We start from the raw sequence: 2,642 nt of genomic DNA, 5'->3' as shown, positions 1-2,642 counted from the left end.
GATCTCCCTCCCAGAGGGAGCTGGCAAAACCGTCAGGTTTTGACTGAGGGAGTTAAGCTCCCCCTTCGGGGGAGCTGGCACGCCGTCAGGCGTGACTGAGAGGGTTCGTGCCCACAGCGCTAAAACAAGTCTGATTTTCCAAAAGCGTTGCATATCGGTGCAAGAAGGCAACTGCCGCCTTGTTTATTTTGTACATTTATGCTAAAATAACGTGCAGATAGTTGATTTTTATAGAGCGGTATTACTTTTTCTGATGCTGTAAAAATTCGACTGAGCCGAAAAAAATAAGGACGCAACAAAAGGAGAACACGCCATGAAAAAGCTTTTCGCCATGACGGTGGCCGTGCTGCTGCTGTTTTCAGTACTGCTGGGCATTCCCGCCGCCTATGGGCAGGCACCGGAGACGGGTAAAACGCTGGACATCCTGTTCAGCCACGACACCCACTCCCACCTGAACACCTTCACCACCGTGGTGGAAGACGAGGAAGCAGAGATCGGCGGCTTTGCCCGCGCCAACACCCTCATCAAGGCACAGCGCGCCAAAGACCCGGACACCCTTGTGATCGACGGCGGTGACTTTTCCATGGGCACCCTGATCCAGACCGTGTTTGAAACACAGGCCGCAGAGCTGCGGATGCTGGGCCACATGGGCTACGATGTGACCACCTTCGGCAATCACGAGTTCGATTACCGCTCCAAGGGGCTTGCCAATATGCTTACCAGCGCCCGCACCTCCGGCGATGCCGTCCCGGCCATCGTGGTCTGCAATGTAGACTGGGACGCCATGGAAGCCGCCGGCCTCACCGAGGGACAGCAGATGCTCAAAGACGCCTTTTCCGCCTACGGCGTGCAGGACTACACCGTGGTGCAGAAGGGCGATGTGCGCATTGCTGTGGTGGGCGTTTTCGGCAAGGACGCGCTCTCCTGCGCGCCCACCTGCGAGCTGAAATTCAAAGACCCGGTACAGGCGGTCAAAGCCACCGTGGCAGAGATCAAGGCAAACGAAAATGCGGATATGATCGTCTGCGTTTCCCACAGCGGCACATGGGACGACCCTAAAAAGTCTGAGGACGAGTTGCTGGCTAAAGGTGTGCCTGAGCTCGACCTTATCCTCAGCGGCCACACCCACAGCCGTATCCGGGAACCCATCCGGCACGGGGACACCTATGTGGTATCCTGCGGCGAGTACGGCAAAAATCTGGGCAGCCTGTCCATGGCACAAAAAGCGGACGGGCGCTGGCAGGTGACCGATTACCAGCTGATCCCCATCACTTCCGATATTCCCGCCGATGCACAAACGCAAGAGGTCATCGACCGCTTTATGGACACAGTGGACGAAGATTATCTGGCGCAGTTCGGCTACACCAAGGATCAGGTGCTGGCGGAAAATGACGTTGTTTTTTCCAACCTGGAAGATCTGGGCAAGGTGCACACCGAGCACAATCTGGGCGATATCATTGCGGACGCCTATGTATACGCGGTGGAGAACGCCGCCGACTATGACGGCGTGCCGGTAGATGTGGCGGTGGTGCCCAGCGGCACCGTGCGCGACACCTACGCCCGGGGCGATATCACGGTGGAGCAGGTGTTCAACTCCTTCTCGCTGGGCATCGGCGCGGACGGTGTGCCGGGCTATCCCCTCATCGAAGTCTACCTCACCGGCAAGGAGCTGCGCACCGCCGCCGAGATCGACGCTTCCGTGTCGGATTTCATGACCACCGCGCGGCTGTATTGCAGCGGCCTGAATTTTGCCTATAACCCCCACCGGCTGCTGTTGAACAAGGTGACGGACGTCTATCTGATCAAGGACGGGCAGCGCGTGGAGCTGCAGGACGACAAGCTGTACCGCATTGTGGCAGACCTTTACAGCGGGCAGATGCTGAGCGCCGTAACGGATATGTCCTACGGCATTTTGTCCATCGTGCCGAAATACGCCGACGGCACCCCCATCGAAGATTTTGAGGATGTGATCCTGACCGAAAACGGCAAAGAGCTGAAGGGTTGGGACGCCATTGCGCGGTACATGGCCTCGTTCGAGGACACCGACGGCGACGGCATCGGCAACGTACCGGACTATTACAGCACCCTGCACGACCGCAAAAAGGTAGAGGACAGCCGCAGCCTTTCCGCGCTGCTAAAAAAGCCCAACCGCTTTGCCTTTATCCTCCTTGGCATAATTCTCACCGCCGTTCTGCTGGTGGTGTGCCTTGTGCTGCTGCTCCGTAAGCTGGTGCGCAAGCTTCGCCGCAGAAAAAAGGCGCAGGGCTGAGCCTGACGATTTAAATGCGCTCCGCGTTCGCTTTGCGCATATTCAGCGGAAAAACTATTTTTAATTAGAACAAGCCCGGAAAGTCTGCGGACTTTCCGGGCTTGTATTTTCACGGGTGGGGTCGTGAAGGAAAACGGCATTTGCAGCGCCGCTTTCTGCGAAAGCGCGGCGCTGCGAGAAAAGGGCTTGCCCTCTCCGTCAGTTTGCTTCGCTCACTGCCACCTCTCCCAAAGGGAGAGGCAAGAGCACTACCGAAAACTTTCTCATTACACCTAAAACTTCAGCAACGAGCTTTCGACCTTGGCTCTCCCTTCGGGAGAGCTGGCGCGGGAGCGCCTGAGAGGGCTTCAAATCGGCGGAGCCGGAAAAAACA

At 57.2% G+C, this 2,642-nt stretch carries 1 protein-coding gene; it reads left to right on the top strand.

Annotated elements, in window-relative coordinates:
• Positions 1-313: 313 nt before the first annotated feature.
• Positions 314-2,269 (top strand): bifunctional metallophosphatase/5'-nucleotidase, encoded by a 1,956-nt coding sequence (locus WMO44_RS14700; RefSeq protein WP_349153020.1) that lies wholly within the window; start codon positions 314-316, stop codon positions 2,267-2,269.
• The last annotated feature ends 373 nt before the right edge of the window (positions 2,270-2,642 follow it).

Source organism: Faecalibacterium tardum (assembly GCF_040096515.1).
GTDB classification, from domain to species: domain Bacteria; phylum Bacillota; class Clostridia; order Oscillospirales; family Ruminococcaceae; genus Faecalibacterium; species Faecalibacterium tardum.
The sequence above is the reverse complement of the archived record's forward strand: the minus strand, read 5'-3'. Positions and strand labels throughout refer to the sequence as shown.